This window comes from Pseudomonas sp. C11 (assembly GCF_034683865.1).
In the GTDB taxonomy this organism is placed as follows: Bacteria; Pseudomonadota; Gammaproteobacteria; order Pseudomonadales; family Pseudomonadaceae; genus Aquipseudomonas.
The window spans coordinates 86351-102461 of the sequence record NZ_JAWIIP010000014.1; the positions used below are offsets into that span (position 1 = coordinate 86351).

Below are 16111 nucleotides of genomic sequence, written 5' to 3' on the forward strand. Positions count from 1 at the left end.
TCGTGGCTGTGTTGCCCTCTCCCCCAACCCCTCTCCCATGAATGGGAGAGGGGGATCTAGGGGCTCAGGGCAGGGCGTCGATCCCTACCGGTTGTCCGCCGAATTCCTGCATGGCATCGAGTAGCGCGCCCCAGAAGTAATGCACTGAGGCGCGGTCGCAAAGGATGTGCAGGCACGGCACGTCGCCCAGCGGCAGGTTGGCGACGATGACGTTGATCCGCGCCGCCGAGGTCTGCGCCACCTGGCCGACGGCGAAGGCCTGCGCGCTGAGGTCGACTCCGCAGAGCTTGGCCATCACCTCGGCCTGGCAGGTGCCGGTCAGCACCAGCCAGGCGTGGCTGTCCTGGCGTGGCAGCAGGTACTGGCCGGCGCTGGCCTGCCACTGGCTTTCCTCGCGCTGCGCTTTGCTGCCGGCATCGTGCAGGCTGCCGAGCAGCAGGTACTCGGTTTGCGACAGGCGCAGTACGTGGCTGCCATCGGCCTGGCTCAGCGCCTGGTTGGGCGCCTGCGGCAACTGGTAGCCCAGGGCGCCCAGGTAGTCAGCCGCCGCCGGGCCGCGCAGGCCGTAGCGCGCGAGGTTGGTCAGGTCGAGCAGGGCACAGTGGCCCAGTAGGGCGCTTTCGTCGCCCTGGCCGTAGTCGGTGACGATGCAGCTCTCGCCGAAGTGCGCGAGGGTGGCACCGGTCTGCAGGCGGTAGAGCGGGTTGCGCGCTGCGAATTGATTGGCGTGGAGGGTCATCTCACAGCTCCTGGCGTTGGCTTTCAGGGTCATAGAAGGGCAGCTTCACCACGGTGGCCTGCACCATCTCGCCGCCTTCGACGCGGATCGGCAGGCGCTGGCCCGGCGTGGCCTGGTCGGGCGCGCAGTAGGCCAGGCCGATGATCTGGCCTAGGGTCTGCGAGTATTCGCAGGAGGTGACGTTGCCGCTGATGTCCGGCCCCTTGAGCACCAGATGGCCTTCCAGCGGCTGGCTGCTACCCTTGGGCAAGGTGAAGCCGACCAGCTTGCGGATCGGCGGCTGCGCTTCGAGGATTTCCACCGAGCGCTTGCCGACGAAGAACGGCTTGCTGCGGGCGATGGCCCAGCTCATGTCGATCTCGGCCGGGCTGGTCATGCCGTCGGTGTCCTGGCTGATGATCACGTGGCCCTTTTCCAGGCGCAGCAGGCGCTGCGTCTCGACACCGAAGGGGCGAATGTCGAACTCCCGACCGGCTTCCATCAGCGCGTCCCACAGGGCTTCGCCGTAGCGCGCCGGGACGTGGATTTCGTAGCCCAGTTCACCGACGAAACCGACCCGCAGCAGGCGGGCCGGAATACCCGCAACCGTGCCCAGGCGCACCGCCAGGTAGGGGAAGCCCTCAGCGGACAGGTCGACATCGCCGCACAGTTTGGCCAGCACCTTGCGCGAGTCCGGCCCGGCCAGATTGACGGCAGCCAGCGCTGCGGTGACGTTGGTGATGTCGACGTTCAGGCGCCACTGTGCGTTCCACTTGAGCATCTGCTGGTAGACGCGATCCACACCGCTGGTGGTGGCGCTGACGTAGAAGTGCTCGTCGGCGAAGCGCGCGCATACACCGTCGTCGATCACCACGCCGTGCTCGTTGGTCATCAGCGCATAGCGTGAACGGCCCACCGGCTGCTTGGCGAAGGCGAAGGTGTAGAGGCGGTTGAGCAGCTCGGCGGCGTCCGGGCCGCGCACGTCGAGGCCGCCCAGGGTGGAGACGTCGATCAGGCCGACCTTCTCGCGCACCTGGCGCGCTTCGGCCTGCATGCAGGCTTCGCGTTCTTCCGGCTTGCCGTAGTAGGCCGGGCGCTGCCAGATGCCGGCGGGCATCATCTTCGCCCCCAGCTCCAAGTGGCGTGCGTGCATGGCGGTTTGCCGATACGGATCGAAGCCACGGCCAGCGACCTGCGCCAGGGTTTCCGGGCTGAATGGCGGGCGCGCGGTGGTCACCCCGGTTTCGCTGACGCTGCGCCCCGTCGCCTGGGCCACCAGGCGCGCGGTGGGCAATGCCGAGTGTCGGCCCTGCGACGGGCCCATGCCGACGGTGGAGAAGCGCTTGACCAGTTGTACGTCGCGGTAGCCGATGCGGGTGGCGTTGACGATGTCACGCACCTGCAGGTCTTCGTCGAAGTCGACGAAATCCTTGCCTTTCGGATGGGGAAAGATTGGCCAGGGGAAGTTGACCCGCGGCTCGCTTGGCAGCTCGCGCAGTGGCTGACTGGCTTCCAGGCCAAGGCCGGCGAGTGCGCGCAGGGCGCCGTTGGCGGCATCGATAAGCAGCGCGTCGAGGGCGTTGCGGCCATTGACCGAACCGACCACCTGCAACCCGCTCGGCAGGCCGGACAGGCTGAAGCAGGCGCTGGCGTCGTCGTAGGCCAACTTGCCGCCGGCCTGGCACAGCAACTGGTAGACCGGCATATAGCCGGCGGACATGCACAGCAGGTCGCAGTCGATGCGCAGGCTGCTGTCGGCGACCTTGCCCTGGCCGCTGATGCGGCGCACGTCCACCGCGTGCAGGTGCTTGTCGCCCAGCGCTTCGTACACCGTGCTGCCGGCATGGCAGGTGACGCCACGGGTTTGCAGGGCGGTGGCCAGGCTGCCTTCATCGGCGCGCTCGCGCATGTCCACCAGGGCTGCGACCTCGACACCGGCATCGAGCAGGTCGAGGGCGGCCAGGTAGCCGTCGTCGTTGCCGGTCAGTACCACGGCGCGCTGGCCCGGCTTGACCGCGTAGAGCTTGATCAGGCGCTGTGCGGCGCTGGTCAGCAGCACGCCGGGCAGGTCGTTGTTGCGAAACACCACCGGCTGGTCGAAGGCGCCAGCGGCATTGATGCACTGGCGGGCGCGCACCTTGTACATGCGATTGCCCTGGATCACCGGCAGGTAGTGATCGGTGAACCAGGCGTTGCAGGTGGCTTCCTTGAGGATGCGGATATTGGCGTGGCCTTCGACGGCGGCCAACAGCTCGGTGCGCAGCTCGGCGGCACGTTTGCCTACGATGTCGAAACGTGCCCAGGCCAGCGCGCCGCCCAGATAATTCTGCTGTTCGATCAGCAGCACCTTGGCCCCGGCGTTGGCAGCGGTCAGCGCCGCGCACAGGCCGGCTGGGCCGGCGCCGATCACTGCGAGGTCGGTGAACAGGAAGGCCTTGTCGTGGTACTGCGGCTGCAGCTTGAGGTTGAGCACGCCGAGGCCGGCTTTCTTGCGGATTAGCGGTTCCCAGACCTTCCACATGCCCTTGGGCTTATAGAAGGAGCGGTAGTAGAAGCCCACCGGCATGAACTTGGAGAAGTGCCCGAGCAGGGCGTCGCGATCCTTGTCCAGGCTGCCGTTGTAGTTCTGCGCGGAGACGTCGAGGCCGGCGGTCAGCGGCTGCATATCGGCCAGCACGTTGGGCTCGTCCGGCAGTTGCACCAGGGTGTTGGCGTCCTGCCCGGCCATCGACAGCGGGCCGCGCGGGCGGTGGTACTTGAACGAGCGCGACAGCAGCCAGCGCTGGTTGGCCAGCAGGGCGCTGGCGATGCTGTCGCCGGCCAGGCCCTGGTAGGTGGTGCCCTCGAAGTCGAAACTGACGGGGCGGTTGCGGTCGATCAGCAGGCCCAGCGGGGCCGGTAGGCGGGCAGCGGCGCTCATGCGCTCACCTCCTGGGGTTTGGCAGGCGCGGCGAAATCGACGCGGCGGTCGAACAGTTCCTTCGGGTCGAAGGTGCGCAGGATCTCGTCGCTGACGGTGTGGCGTTCGGCCAGGAACCAGTAGCTGGAGGCGTTGTGCATCCACCACTCGGTGACGACGCCGGCGATGTTTTCGCTGTTGAACACGTAGTCGGCCCATTCGGCGTCCGAGCAGTTGTTCGGATCGGGCATGCGCTTGAGTTCGCCACCGTAGGTGAATTCGTTGATGTTGCGAGGCCCGTTGAGCGGGCAGGGCATGATCTTCATGGTACGAACCTCAGTGACTGGCAGCCGTGGCGCCCATCTCGTTGACCTGGCGGAAGGTCGAGAAGCGCTCGAGGGCGAAGGGTTTGATCAGCGCCGGGGTCTTGCCGGTGGCGACCAGCTCGGCCATGGTCCAGCCGCAGATCGGCGTGGCCTTGAAGCCCCAGGTGCCCCAGCCGGCGTCGAGGTAGTAGTTGTCCAGCGGCGATTGACCCATGATCGGGCTGTAGTCCGGGGTCATGTCGGTGCTGCCGGCCCACTGGCGCATCAGCTTGGCGCCGGCCATGAAGGGGAACATCTCGATGGCGTGGGCCAGCAGGCTTTCCTTGAGGTCGAGGGTGGAGCGCGTGTTGTACAGCGGGTAAGGGTCGGAGCCGCCGCCGAAGACGATCTCGCCACGGCTGGTCTGCTGCACGTAGCAGTGCAGTGCCGAGGAACTCACCAGCGGGTCGAGGAAGGGCTTGAACGGCTGGGTGACCATGGCCTGCAGCGGGTAGGTGTGGATCGGCGCCTTGATGTTCAGCTTGTTCATCAGCAACGAGCTGGCGCCGGCCACCGCTTGCACCACGCAGCCGCAGCGCACGTCACCGCGGTTGGTGCGCACGGTGGTGACGCGACCGTTCTCGACGATGAAATCCTGCACCTCGGTGAGCTGGTGGATTTCCACGCCACGCTTGGCCGCCTGTTTGGCGTAGCCCCAGGCCACGGCGTCGTGGCGCGCGGTTGCGCCGTCGATGTGCCAGAGCCCGGCGAGCACCGGAATATGGCCGGGGTCGAGGTTGAGGCAGGGCACCAGTTCACGGATCTGCTGGCGGTCGATCATCTCGGTGCGGCCACCGAAGTGCTTGTTCACCTCGGCGCGCTGGCGGAAGGCGCGCACGGTGGCGTCGGTATGCGCCAGGGTGAGCTGGCCACGCTCGGAATACATGATGTTGAAGTCGAACTCGTTGGACAGCTCCTTGAACATCCGCACCGACTCGGCATAAAAGCGCACGCCTTCGCTGGTGAGGTAGTTGGAGCGGATCACCGCCGTGTTGCGCGCGGTGTTGCCACCGCCGAGGTAGGACTTCTCCAGCACCGCGACGTTGGTCACGCCGTGGTACTTGGCCAGGTAATAGGCGGTGGCCAGGCCATGGCCGCCACCACCGATGATGACCACGTCGTACGCCGGTTTGAGTTCCTTCGGCGCAGGCAGGTCGACCTCCACGGGGTATTCCGAGGACAGGCCGTACTTGAGCAGGGCAAGGGGCATTGCGGTTACTCCTGGGCCGTCAGGCCATGTTGCTGGCGGGCGGCGGTGACAGTGTTCTGCATCAGCAGGGCGATGGTCATGGGGCCGACGCCACCGGGCACCGGGGTGATGGCTGAGGCCACCGGCAGCACGGCGTCGAAGTCGACATCGCCGACCAGGCGCGAACGGCCGTCCTCGTCGATGCGGTTGATGCCGACGTCGATCACCACTGCGCCGGGTTTGATCCAGTCGGCGCCGATCATTCGTGGGCGGCCGACGGCAGCGACGACGATGTCGGCTTGGCCGCACAGCTTCTCCGGCTTGACGCTGCGCGAATGCAGCATGGTGACGCTGCAGTTGGCGGCCAGCAGCAGCGCCGCCATCGGCTTGCCGACGATGTTCGAGCGGCCGACCACCACGGCATGCTTGCCGGACAGGTCGCCGAGGGTGTCGCGCAGCAGGCGCATGCAGCCGGCCGGAGTGCAGGGCGTGAGCACCGGGCGGCCCTGGCTGAGGCCGCCGACGTTCTCGCAGTGGAAACCGTCGACATCCTTGGCCGGGTCGATGGCCTGCAGCACGCGGGTTTCATCGATATGTGCCGGCAGCGGCAGTTGCACCAGAATGCCGTTGACCGATGCGTCGGCATTGAGCGCGGCCACCACTTCCAGCACCGCTTCGGCGCTGGTGTCGGCACTCAGGCGGTATTCCAGCGAGCGGATGCCCACTTCGCCCGCGCGCAGCACCTTGTTGCGCACGTAAACGTGGCTGGCCGGGTCATTGCCGACCAGTACCACGGCCAGCGCCGGTTCGATACCCTGGGCCTTGAGCACCGCCACGTCGGCGGCGACCTCGGAGAGCACGCGCGCTGCGGTGGCCTTGCCATCGATCCGTTGCGCGCTCATCGGAAGATCACCGTCTTGTCGTGGTTGAGGAATACGCGGTGTTCGAGGTGGTACTTGACCGCCTTGGACAGGGCCACTGTTTCGGTGTCGCGACCCACCGCCACCAGGGCGTCTGGGGTGTAGTTGTGATCCACGCGCTGCACTTCCTGCTCGATGATCGGGCCTTCGTCGAGATCCGAGGTGACGTAGTGCGCGGTGGCGCCGATCAGCTTCACGCCGCGCTCATAGGCCTGGTGATAGGGCTTGGCGCCCTTGAAGCCGGGCAGGAACGAGTGGTGGATGTTGATGGCGCGGCCGGAGAGCTGCTTGCACAGATCGTCGGAGAGGATCTGCATGTAGCGCGCCAGCACCACCAGATCGGTCTTGGTCTCGTCGACGATCTTCAGCAGCTCGGCTTCCTGCTGGGCCTTGGTGTCCTTGGTCACCGGCAGGTAGATGAAGCGGATGCCCTCGCGCTCGGCCATCGGCCGCAGGTCGAGGTGGTTGGAGACGATGGCGGTGATCTTCATCTGCAGCTCGCCTTTCTGGTGGCGATAGAGCAGGTCGGCCAGGCAATGGTCGTACTTGCTGACCATCAGCAGCACGCGCATCGGCTCGGTGGTGTCGTGCAGCTCCCAGCTCATCGTGAAGCGCTCGGCGACCTCGGCGAAGCCGTCCTCGATCTGCTGGAGGCTGCCGGGGAAACCTTCGTTGAAGCGGAATACCGCGCGCATGAAAAAGGAACCACTGACCTCGTCGTCGAACTGCGCCATTTCGCTGATGTAGCAACCATGGTCGGCGAGGAAGGACGTTACGGCGGCGACGATGCCGGATGTGGCCGGGCAACTGATCTTGATCACGTATGGGTGCTTGGCGTGCTGCATGGCGAATCCTCTGCTGGGGTCGGCGGCAGGAAAATCTTCAGGGATAAAAGCGATGTTCGTCTGTGAATAAAAATTACTGTGACGAATCTATTTTTCGTGATGGTGATTTTTATAAGTGAATGACTATGCGCTGTCCATGCCTGTAAGGAATTTTTTTATCTTGAAAGGAAAATAAAGACGAGCGGCAGTCGCGCCTATGACAAAGGTCGCTAAGGGATGGAAAAAAGAGCTGCCAGGGGGATGGCGTTGGTCGCCATCCGAGAGGATGTAGCGGGTGCGCCTTGCGCACCCGCAGGTCTTAACGCTGGCGGGGCAGGTCGAGCATCGCCAGCAGCCCGCCGCCTGCGCGCGCTTGCAGGGTGAGGCTGCCGCCGTGGGCGCTGGCGATCTGCCGGGCGATGCTCAGACCCAGGCCGTAACCACCGGCACTCTCGCTGCGCGCTTCGTCCTGGCGGTAGAAGGGCTCCATGACGCGCTCCAGCAGTGCCTCATCGATACCCGGCCCACGGTCGGCAATGCCGATCCGTAGCTGTTCGGCACTGTCTTCGAGCTGGATTTCGATCAACCCGCCGGCATGCCGTACGGCATTCTCCAGCAGGTTCTGCAGGCAGCGGTGCAGGCCGCTGGCATGCGCCACCAGCGGCCGAGCGTTGCCGTGGATTTCGACCTGTGCCCCCAGGTCGTGAAAGTCCGCCTGCAGGCCCTGTAGCAATGCATCGATATCCACCGGCTCGCGGGCGTCATCCAGCTCGCCGCTGCGCAGGAAGTCCAGGCTGGCCGAAACCATCTCCTCCATCCGTTGCAGGTCGTCGCGAAAGCGCTGGCGGGTGGCTTCGTCGGCGAGCAGCTCGGCACGCAGGCGCAGGCGGGTGATCGGCGTGCGCAAATCATGCGAGACGGCGGCGAAGAAGCGCGTGCGCTCGGCGATGCTGTCGATCAGCCGGCGCTGCATGGCATTGAATGCCTGCGCGGCCTGGCGTACTTCTCGCGGCCCGTCGACTGGCAGCGGCGGGCGGTGAATATCCTGGCCAAGGGCTTCGGCCGCGCCGGTCATGCGCTGCAGTGGGCGCAACACCAGGCGCACGGCGAGCAGGGCAATCACCACCACCACCACGATGCGCAGCAGGTAGATGCGGGTCAGGTAGTCGAGCAGCAACGACACTGTCGAGGCGCTCGTCCAGCCCTGTTCCTCGATGGCTTCCAGATACAGCACGGGGCCGCTGGGTAGTTGCAGTTCGACCTGAAAACGGCCACTGGCCGGCGCCGTGCCGAACAGCACCGGCAGGCTGGCGGGATGGCCTTCCGGGTCGAGTACATCGAGCGTCAGCAGGCGCAGGGTTGGCGTGCTGCCGGTGCGTTCGGCGATCACCTTGCGTAGCAGCGCCTCGCGATTGTGGTCGGCTTCGTCCAACTGCCTGGCGGGCGGTGCTGCGTCCAGCAGGCGCAAGTCTGGCCCTTGCAGCGCCTCGATCAGTGTCACCGCCTGGGCCGGATCACGGCGGTCGAGCAGGATCAGGTCAGCCAGGCGCGTGGCCAGCAGGCGCGTGGGGATTTCCAGTACCTGGCCGTGGCGCATCTCGTACCAGATGCTGCTGGTGAGAATCTGCGCGGCGAACAGGCCGGCCACCAGGATCAGCACCAGGCGGCCGAACAACGAATCGGGCCAGAGCCGCTTCACGCCTGTTGCACCTCTTCGACGGTCAGCGCATAGCCTTCATTGCGCACGGTGCGGATCAGCTTCGGTGAGCGTGGGTTCTCTTCCAGATGCTGACGCAGACGGCTGATGCATACGTCGATGCTGCGGTCGAACGGCGCGCGTTCCTTGTCGAAAGCGTGGCCGAGCAGAAAGTCGCGGCTCAGCGGGCGGTTGGGGTGTTGCAGCAGCAGACGCAGCACGCGGTAGTCGGAATTACCCAAGCTGATCACCAGCCCGGCGGGCGAGCGCAACTGCCGCGTGGCAGTGTCCAGGCGCCAGCCGGCGAAACGCAGGGTGGTGGCTTCGTCGAGGCGCGCGCGATCCGGGAAGCTCTGTGTGCGGCGCAGCACCACCTTGATTCGTGCCAGCAGCTCGCGCGGGTCGAAGGGCTTGGCCAGGTAGTCGTCGGCGCCCATCTCCAGGCCGACGATGCGGTCGACCAGAGTGCCGCGCGCGGTGAGCATGATTACCGGGATATTGCTGCGCACGCGCAGCTCGCGGCACAAGGTCAGGCCGTCTTCGCCGGGCAGCATCAGGTCGAGCACCACCAGGTCGATCAGCTGCTCCTCCAGGCGCTTGCGCATTTCCACGCCCTGGCTGGCCACGCTGGTCTGGTAGCCGGCATCGCTGAGGTAGGTGGAAAGCAACTGACGAATCTCAGGGTCGTCATCGACGATGAGGATGTGATCCGGTCGGGACATGGGCAGTACCTGCAAAGGCTGAGCGCGGAACATACACCGACGCCCAGGGGCAAATGTAATGGATTGTGTTGCGAGCGCCGATTTCGCACTGGCGATACATCTTGGGCGGCGGGCCAGGGAGGGCGGATCGCTAGAATGCTGCGGATACAAATGCGACTGATTGTATTTAAGGAATCTCGATGCCCCAAGTCTCTCCTGTGCTCTTGCGTCGTCTGGCGACATTGCCGTTGCTGTTGTGTGCCTGGTTGTCCCTGGCAGGTTCCGCTCATGCCGTGGAAGTCACCGACGTGCTCGGCCGTAAGGTCGAGGTGCCGGCCGAACCCAAGCGCGTGGTGTTGGGCGAAGGGCGCTTGTTCTTCGCCCTGGCGCTGCTCGACCGTGAAGCGCCGTTCCAGCGTGTGGTCGGTTGGCAGAACGACATGCGCCTGCTCGACCCGCACACCTATGAGGTCTACGCGCAGAAATACCCGGATATCGCCAAGATTCCGCTGATCGGCCAGGCCTCGGAGCAGAGTGTCAGTGCCGAGCAGATTCTCGCCCTCAAGCCGGATCTGGCGTTGTTCAGCATTGCCGGCGAAGGCCCGACCCAGCACAGCCCGGTCGCCGACCTGCTGGCGGCGGCCGGCGTGCCGGTGCTGTTCATCGATTTTCGCGTGCACCCGATCGAGAACACCCGCGTCAGCCTGGAGGCGCTGGGCAAAGTGTTGGGGCGTGAGCGTGAGGCGCAGGAGTACCTGAGCTTCTATGACCGCCACCTGGCGCGCATCACCGATGCCGTGGCCGACCTGCCGGATGCGCAGCGGCCCAAGGTCTTTCTCGAACTGCTGGCAGGCGTCTGGCAGGCGCCGGGGCATACCACCGGCAAGAGCGGCCTGGGTGGGGTGGTCGAAGCCGTAGGTGGGCGCAATATCGCCGCCGGCGTGGTGCCGGGCGCCATCGGTGACGTCAGCGTCGAGTACGTGCTGAGCGCCGACCCGGACGTGTATATCGCCACCGGCAACCGCAATCCCGGCGTGCTGCTCGGCGCCGGCGTGGACGAGAAGACCGCCCGCGACAGCCTGACGAAGATCACCGCGCGCCCCGAGTTCGCGCCGCTGCGGCCGATCCGCGATGGCCAGGCCCATGGCCTGTGGCATGACTTCTACAACTCGCCGTTCAACATCCTCGCCATCGAGAGCATGGCGCGCTGGATTCATCCCGAGCGTTTCGCCGACCTCGACCCGCAAGCGACTCAGGCCGAGATCAACCGCTTCCTTGCCGTTGGTCTGGATGGCCACTACTGGATCGATGCCACGCCGTGAGTGCCTATCTGCAAAGTGCCGGCGCGCCCGCGCTGGAGGCGGCTGCGCTGAGCTATCGGCGCCTGCTGTGGCGCCGTACCTTGCTGGTGGCGTTGCTCGCCGGCCTGCTGTTGCTCAGTGTGCTGGCCGACCTGGCCAGCGGCGCCTCGGGTATGGGCCTGGGCCAGTTGCTGGCCGGCGTTTTCGATCCGGGGGCGCTCAGCCCCACCGAGCGGGTGATCATCTGGAACGTGCGCCTACCCTATGCGCTGATGGCGGTGCTGGTCGGTGCGGCGCTGTCACTGGCCGGCGCCGAGATGCAGGCGATCCTCGACAACCCGCTGGCCAGCCCCTTCACCCTCGGTGTGTCCTCGGCCGCAGCGCTCGGCGCCTCGCTGGCCATCGCCTATCCGCTGGCCATCGACTGGCTGGCGCCGAGCGGCCAGGTGACGGTGGCGGCGTTCGTCTTCGCCTGCCTGTCGGTGCTGCTCTTGCAGGCTATGTCGCGTTTGCGCGGCGCTGGGGTAGAGAGCCTGGTGCTGTTCGGCATCGCCCTGGTGTTCAGCTGCAACGCGCTGGTGTCGCTGCTGCAACTGCTGGCCACCGAAGATGTGTTGCAGCAACTGGTGTTCTGGACGCTGGGCAGTCTGGCGCGGGCCAACTGGGAGAAGCTCGGCATTCTCGCTGCAGTGCTCGCCGTGCTGCTGCCGTTCTCCTTGCGCGCCGCACCGGGCATGACCCTGTTGCGCATGGGCGAGGATCGCGCACGCAGCTTCGGCGTCGATGTGCGCCGCCTGCGCTATGCCTCGCTGCTGCGCATCAGCCTGCTGGCGGCCACGGCGGTGGCCTTCGTCGGCACCATCGGCTTCGTCGGCCTGGTCGGCCCGCACATGGCGCGCCTGCTGGTCGGTGAGGATCAACGTTTCCTGCTGCCGGCCAGCGCACTGGTCGGCGCCTTGCTGCTGTCGCTGTCGTCCATCGCCAGCAAGCTGATCCTGCCGGGGGTGATCGTGCCGGTGGGCATCGTCACCGCGCTGGTCGGCGTGCCGGTGTTCGTTGCGCTGGTGTTCCGCCGGGGGAGGCGCCTATGACCCTCAGGGCGGAAAACATCTCGGTGGCCTATGGGCGCCGCCAGGTTCTTCACGAGTTGTCGCTGCCCGAGCTGCAACCGGGCGGCCTGGTGGCGCTGGTCGGCCCCAACGGGGCGGGCAAGTCCACCCTGCTGCGGGCGCTGGCCGGGCTGGAACGCATGCACGGCAGCCTCACCCTCGATGGCCAGGATCTGACGCGTATCGGCAGTGGCGAGCGTGCCCGCACCCTGGCCTACATGCCGCAGCAGTTGCCGCCGGGCATTGCCCTCGGCGTGCTGGAAAGCGTGTTGGCGGCGTTGCGGGTGAGCGAGGAGGGCGAGGTACTGGCGCGTGCGTTCGATGCCCTGGCGCGCATCGGCATCGAGGATCTGGCCGAGCATTCGCTCGACGGCCTGTCCGGCGGGCAGCGGCAACTGGTCTCGCTGGCGCAACTGATCGCACGGCGACCGCAAGTGCTGCTGCTGGATGAGCCGACCAGCGCGCTCGATCTGCATTACCAACTGCGGGTGATGGACTGCGTGCGCGATCTGGTGCGTGAACACCAACTGTTGGCTGTGGCGGTGCTGCATGACATCAACCTGGCCGCTGCCTGCGCCGACTTTATCGTGGTGCTGCATGGCGGGCGCCTGCATGCCAGCGGCGCACCGGCAGAGGTGCTGACCCCGGCGTTGCTGGCCGAGGTCTACGGCGTCGAGGCGCGCGTCGAGCGCTGCTCGCGCGGGCGTTTGCAGGTGCTGGTGGATCGGGCGATACGCCGGGCCTGATCAGGCGCTTTGCGGCTGTGCCGAATCGTAGTGTTCGCGGGCTGCGCTGATGCTGGCATGGCTGCGTTCGGCCCAGTTGACCAGGTTGGCCAGCGGCACCAGCAGAGATTCTCCCAGTGCGGTCAGGCTGTATTCGACGCTGGGCGGCTTGGTCGGGTGGACGGTGCGGTCGATCAGGCCATCGCGTTCCAGCTCCCGCAGAGTCTGCGTCAGCATGCGCTTGGAGATGTCCGGCACCGCACGGCGAACATCGCTGAAGCGCATCGAGTGCTGGGCAAGGGCGATGAGGATCAGCGTCGTCCACTTGTCGCCCAGGTGGTCGAGCACGTCACGCACCGGGCAAAGGCCATCGCCGAAGGTCATGGCGCTCCAGGCCTGGAAACGTTCGGCCAGCTCAAGGCGCGCCTGGCTGGGGTTATCGCCGGGTAACCTGGTCACGAAAAACTGCCTCCTTCCGCATTTACTCTGATGGTCTCACAATCGATCCAGGTCTCAATTCTAGTCCATGAGGTGAGTGCGATGACAATCTCCGAAACCATTCTGATCACCGGTGCTGCCGGGCAACTGGGGCGTTTGGTGATCGCTGCCCTGCAGCGCCGGGCGCCGACGGCCAAACTCGTCGGTCTGGTGCGGGATGCCGCCAAGGCGTGTGATTTGGCTGAGCAGGGCGTCGAGCTGCGAGTGGCGGACTACACCGATCCCCTGGCACTGGCCAGCGCGCTGGTGGGTGTCGACAAGCTGCTGCTGATCTCCTCCAGTGAGGTGGGGCAGCGCACGGCTCAGCATCGTAATGTGATCGAGGCCGCCGTGGCTGCTGGCGTCAATTTGATCGGCTACACCAGTTTGCTGCACGCCGATACCAGTCCGATGGCGCTGGCACTGGAGCATCGCGAAACCGAAGCCCTGATCCGCGCCTCGGGCCTGCCATTCACCCTGTTGCGCAATGGCTGGTACAGCGAGAACTACGCCATGGGCGTGGCGGCGGCGCGGGAGCATGGTGTTGTGCTCGGCGCTGCGGCAGATGGGGCGCTATCGCTGGCCGCGCGCCGCGATTACGCCGAGGCCGCTGCCGTGGTGATGGCCGATGATGTGGCTCGGCATGCCGGCAAGGTCTACGAGCTGGCCGGTGACCAGGCCTATACCCTGGCCGATTTCGCCGCTGAGATCGCTCGCCAATCCGCTAAGCCGGTGCGCTATCAGGATCTGTCCGAAGCTGACTACAAGGCTGCACTGATCGGTGTCGGTTTGCCCGAAGGCTTCGCCGCATTGCTGGCCGAAAGTGACGCCAAGGCAGCCAAGGGCTCGTTGTTCGAGTCGGGCCAGACGCTAAGTCAGCTCATCGGTCGCCCGACCACGCCTTTGAGCGAAACCGTGGCGGCTGCTCTTGCCGCTCAGAGCCTGTCGTAGGCAAAGGGGCTGGGATCGACCAGCGGCGTGCTGCCGTCGATCAGGTCAGCCAGCAGGTGGCCGGCGCCGGGCGCGATGCCGAAGCCATGGCCGGAATAACCGGTGGAGAGAAACAGCCCCGGCAGTTGCTCGACCGGGCCGATCACCGGAATGGCGTCCGGGGTGACGTCCATCACCCCGGCCCAGCTTTGCTCCACACGCATCTGACGGAAGAAGGGAAAGGCGGCGGCCAGGGCTGTGCGCGCTTCGTTCAAAATGGCTGTAGAGGGCTGCGGGTCGAGTACGCGGCAACGCTCGAAGGGGCTTTCACTGTCCATGGCCCAGCGCCTGGGCTGGCGTAGTTCTTCGAGAAAGCGACCGTCCAAGTGCAGGCGCACTTCGCGAAACTGCTGGCTCAGCGCGGGTAGAAAATCGCTCAGGTAGCGGAAGCTGTCCGGCGTGATCGGCGCCAGGTTGCCGTTGCGCTGGGCAATCGTATAGCCGCCGTCGGCGCGCTTGCGAAAGGCGTAGCGGCTGGCGCCCACGGCCAGCTCCGGGCCACCGGCCATCGGTGCGGTGCGCAGCACCGAGGCCACCACCTTGAGTTGCGGCAGGCGCAGGCCAAGGTTGCCGCAGAACAGCGTCGACCAGGCGCCGCCGGCCAGCACCACGTTGCTGCAGCGCAGCCGGCCACGTTCGCTGTACAGGCCGGTGACCTTGCCCGCCGCGATATCCAGGCCGCGCACCGCACAGCCGGTGACGATGCGCGCGCCCAGGCGTTGTGCCGCGCGGGCGATCACGGCACTGGCGCGGTGCGGCTCGGCGCGGCCATCGCTGGGTGTATGCAGCGCGCCGCTCCAGCCTGCGGCGGCGCCCTCGGGCATCACCCGCAGCAGCTCTTTGCCTTCCAGCAGTCGCGCGTGCACGCCATGGACGCTGGCGGCCTGCAACCAATCGGCCTGCTGTTGCAGCTGGCGTGGGTTTTCGCAGGCGTAGAGCACGCCGCTGCGGCGAAAACCCAGATCCTCACCGAGGTGCGTTTGCCAGGTATCCCACAGGTGCAGGCTGGCCATGGCCAGGGGGATTTCGGCCAGGTCGCGGCCCATGCTGCGGCACCAGCCCCAGTTGCGCGAGGATTGCTCGGCACCGACCAGGCCCTTTTCCAGCAGCGTCACTGCAATACCTCGGCGGGCCAGCCAATAAGCCGTGCTAACGCCGATGATGCCGCCGCCGATGATGGCGACCTCGGTGTTCTCGGGCAGCTTGTCACTGGCTACCTGCTCGATCTGCGGATACATACATGCGCTCCAGAATAGGGTGCACCACGCGCACCGAAGGAAGGAGCCACGAGCATGCCCAGGGCGATGGGGCGTGCAATTTGCATCGCACTGGCCAGCCTTCCTTTATCAGCATGTGAGAAAAGCCATGAATGGCACCCAGAGTCTGGAGCGGGCATTTCTGCTGTTGCGCCTCATCGCCGCGACCGGTCAGCAGGGCGCCAGCCTGGATGAACTGCGTGCTGCGCTTGGCTGTTCGCAGGCCACCGCCTATCGCCTGCTGCAGTACCTGCGTCGCCAGGGCTTCGTGCGTGGCGCTCCGCAGCGCGGGCGCTACGTGCTGGGTTATGAACTCTTCGCTCTTGGTGCCCAGGCCGGTAATGCCAGCGCCCTGCGTGAACGGGCGCGGCCGGTGCTGCTGCGTCTGGCGCAACGCTTTGGCGATACCTTCTTCTTATTGGTGGCGGACGGTCATCAGGTGTTGTGCCTGGACATGCTGGCTGGGCAACTGCCGGTGCAGAGTTACAGCGGCGCCGTAGGTGGGCGCATCCCCATGGGGGTTGGCCAGGCTTCGCAGGTGCTGCTGGCCTGGCTCGGGCGCGGCCAGCGCAACGAGATCCTCGCGCATAACGCCGCCACACTGCGCCTGGACTACGGCCTGGAGGTGCAGCACATCGCCGCCAGCCTGCCCAGCGTCAAGCGCCTGGGGTACGCCAGCGGCCTGGTGGACAAGCGCCTGCCGGGCTACACCGGCCTGGCAGTGCCGATTCTCGATGGCGATGGTCAGCCGCTGGGGGCCCTCAGTTGCGCGCTGGCGCGACCACGCATGACCGATGCCCGGCGCCAGGCATTGGCGCAAGTGATGAAAGAGGCAGCGCGGGATTTAAGCGAACCTTAACGTGCAGCCTGTTAGGTTGCCGCGGCACTTCGCCACCACGCGACCCTGACGCGATGATCTAGGCTTAATCGATGAGTATTGC

General features: G+C 66.2%; 15 protein-coding genes. 5 read left to right on the forward strand and 10 right to left on the reverse strand.

The features are described 5' to 3' along the window. Positions 1-64: 64 nt before the first annotated feature. The 8 genes from VC352_RS20530 to VC352_RS20565 form a co-directional block, all read right to left on the reverse strand. Positions 65-739, reverse strand: coding sequence for a sarcosine oxidase (locus VC352_RS20530; RefSeq protein WP_322981361.1), 675 nt, complete (start codon positions 737-739; stop codon positions 65-67). A 1-nt stretch (position 740) separates the two neighbouring features. Further along, on the reverse strand, positions 741-3638 hold the full coding sequence (locus tag VC352_RS20535) for a 2Fe-2S iron-sulfur cluster-binding protein (RefSeq protein WP_322981362.1): 2898 nt from the start codon (positions 3636-3638) through the stop codon (positions 741-743). After that, on the reverse strand, positions 3635-3943 hold the full coding sequence (locus VC352_RS20540; protein WP_322981363.1) for a sarcosine oxidase subunit delta: 309 nt from the start codon (positions 3941-3943) through the stop codon (positions 3635-3637). Before VC352_RS20540 ends, VC352_RS20535 begins: the two co-directional genes overlap by 4 nt. Positions 3944-3953: 10 nt before the next feature. Continuing rightward, positions 3954-5192 (reverse strand): FAD-dependent oxidoreductase, encoded by a 1239-nt coding sequence (locus VC352_RS20545; RefSeq protein WP_322981364.1) that lies wholly within the window; start codon positions 5190-5192, stop codon positions 3954-3956. 5 nt (positions 5193-5197) lie between these two features. Further along, positions 5198-6073, reverse strand: coding sequence for a bifunctional methylenetetrahydrofolate dehydrogenase/methenyltetrahydrofolate cyclohydrolase FolD (gene folD / locus VC352_RS20550; RefSeq protein ID WP_322981365.1), 876 nt, complete (start codon positions 6071-6073; stop codon positions 5198-5200). Next, positions 6070-6936: a formyltetrahydrofolate deformylase gene (gene purU / locus VC352_RS20555; protein ID WP_322981366.1), complete on the reverse strand. Its 867-nt coding sequence runs from the start codon at positions 6934-6936 to the stop codon at positions 6070-6072. Before purU ends, folD begins: the two co-directional genes overlap by 4 nt. A gap of 298 nt (positions 6937-7234) precedes the next feature. Further along, positions 7235-8614 carry an ATP-binding protein gene (locus VC352_RS20560; RefSeq protein ID WP_322981367.1) on the reverse strand — a complete coding sequence of 460 codons (1380 nt, stop codon included), beginning with the start codon at positions 8612-8614 and terminating at the stop codon, positions 7235-7237. Continuing rightward, the gene (locus VC352_RS20565) at positions 8611-9333 is read right to left on the reverse strand and encodes a response regulator (RefSeq protein WP_322981368.1); all 723 of its coding nucleotides are present in this window, start codon (positions 9331-9333) and stop codon (positions 8611-8613) included. Before VC352_RS20565 ends, VC352_RS20560 begins: the two co-directional genes overlap by 4 nt. 179 nt (positions 9334-9512) lie before the next feature. Here VC352_RS20565 and VC352_RS20570 point away from each other — a divergent pair, with 179 nt between their 5' ends. Genes VC352_RS20570 through VC352_RS20580 form a run of 3 tightly spaced genes read left to right on the forward strand, consistent with a single transcriptional unit; the run spans position 9513 to position 12468 of the window. Continuing rightward, positions 9513-10634 (forward strand): ABC transporter substrate-binding protein, encoded by a 1122-nt coding sequence (locus VC352_RS20570; RefSeq protein WP_322981369.1) that lies wholly within the window; start codon positions 9513-9515, stop codon positions 10632-10634. After that, the gene (locus VC352_RS20575; RefSeq protein WP_322981370.1) at positions 10631-11704 is read left to right on the forward strand and encodes an iron ABC transporter permease; all 1074 of its coding nucleotides are present in this window, start codon (positions 10631-10633) and stop codon (positions 11702-11704) included. Before VC352_RS20570 ends, VC352_RS20575 begins: the two co-directional genes overlap by 4 nt. After that, on the forward strand, positions 11701-12468 hold the full coding sequence (locus tag VC352_RS20580; RefSeq protein WP_322981371.1) for an ABC transporter ATP-binding protein: 768 nt from the start codon (positions 11701-11703) through the stop codon (positions 12466-12468). Before VC352_RS20575 ends, VC352_RS20580 begins: the two co-directional genes overlap by 4 nt. Here the strand turns inward: VC352_RS20580 and VC352_RS20585 are convergent, their stop codons facing one another. Further along, complete coding sequence (locus VC352_RS20585; RefSeq protein ID WP_322981372.1) at positions 12469-12906, reverse strand: helix-turn-helix domain-containing protein; 438 nt, start codon at positions 12904-12906, stop codon at positions 12469-12471. It lies immediately after the preceding gene. Positions 12907-12987: 81 nt separating this feature from the next. Here VC352_RS20585 and VC352_RS20590 point away from each other — a divergent pair, with 81 nt between their 5' ends. Beyond that, on the forward strand, positions 12988-13875 hold the full coding sequence (locus VC352_RS20590; protein ID WP_322981373.1) for an SDR family oxidoreductase: 888 nt from the start codon (positions 12988-12990) through the stop codon (positions 13873-13875). Here the strand turns inward: VC352_RS20590 and VC352_RS20595 are convergent. Then, the gene (locus VC352_RS20595; protein ID WP_322981374.1) at positions 13860-15152 is read right to left on the reverse strand and encodes an FAD-binding oxidoreductase; all 1293 of its coding nucleotides are present in this window, start codon (positions 15150-15152) and stop codon (positions 13860-13862) included. The genes VC352_RS20590 and VC352_RS20595 overlap by 16 nt on opposite strands. 127 nt (positions 15153-15279) lie before the next feature. On the opposite strand from VC352_RS20595, the gene VC352_RS20600 reads away from it, so the two are divergent. Continuing rightward, a complete protein-coding gene (locus VC352_RS20600; protein WP_322981375.1) occupies positions 15280-16029 on the forward strand; it encodes an IclR family transcriptional regulator in 750 nt (249 codons plus the stop codon). Positions 16030-16111 lie beyond the last annotated feature (82 nt).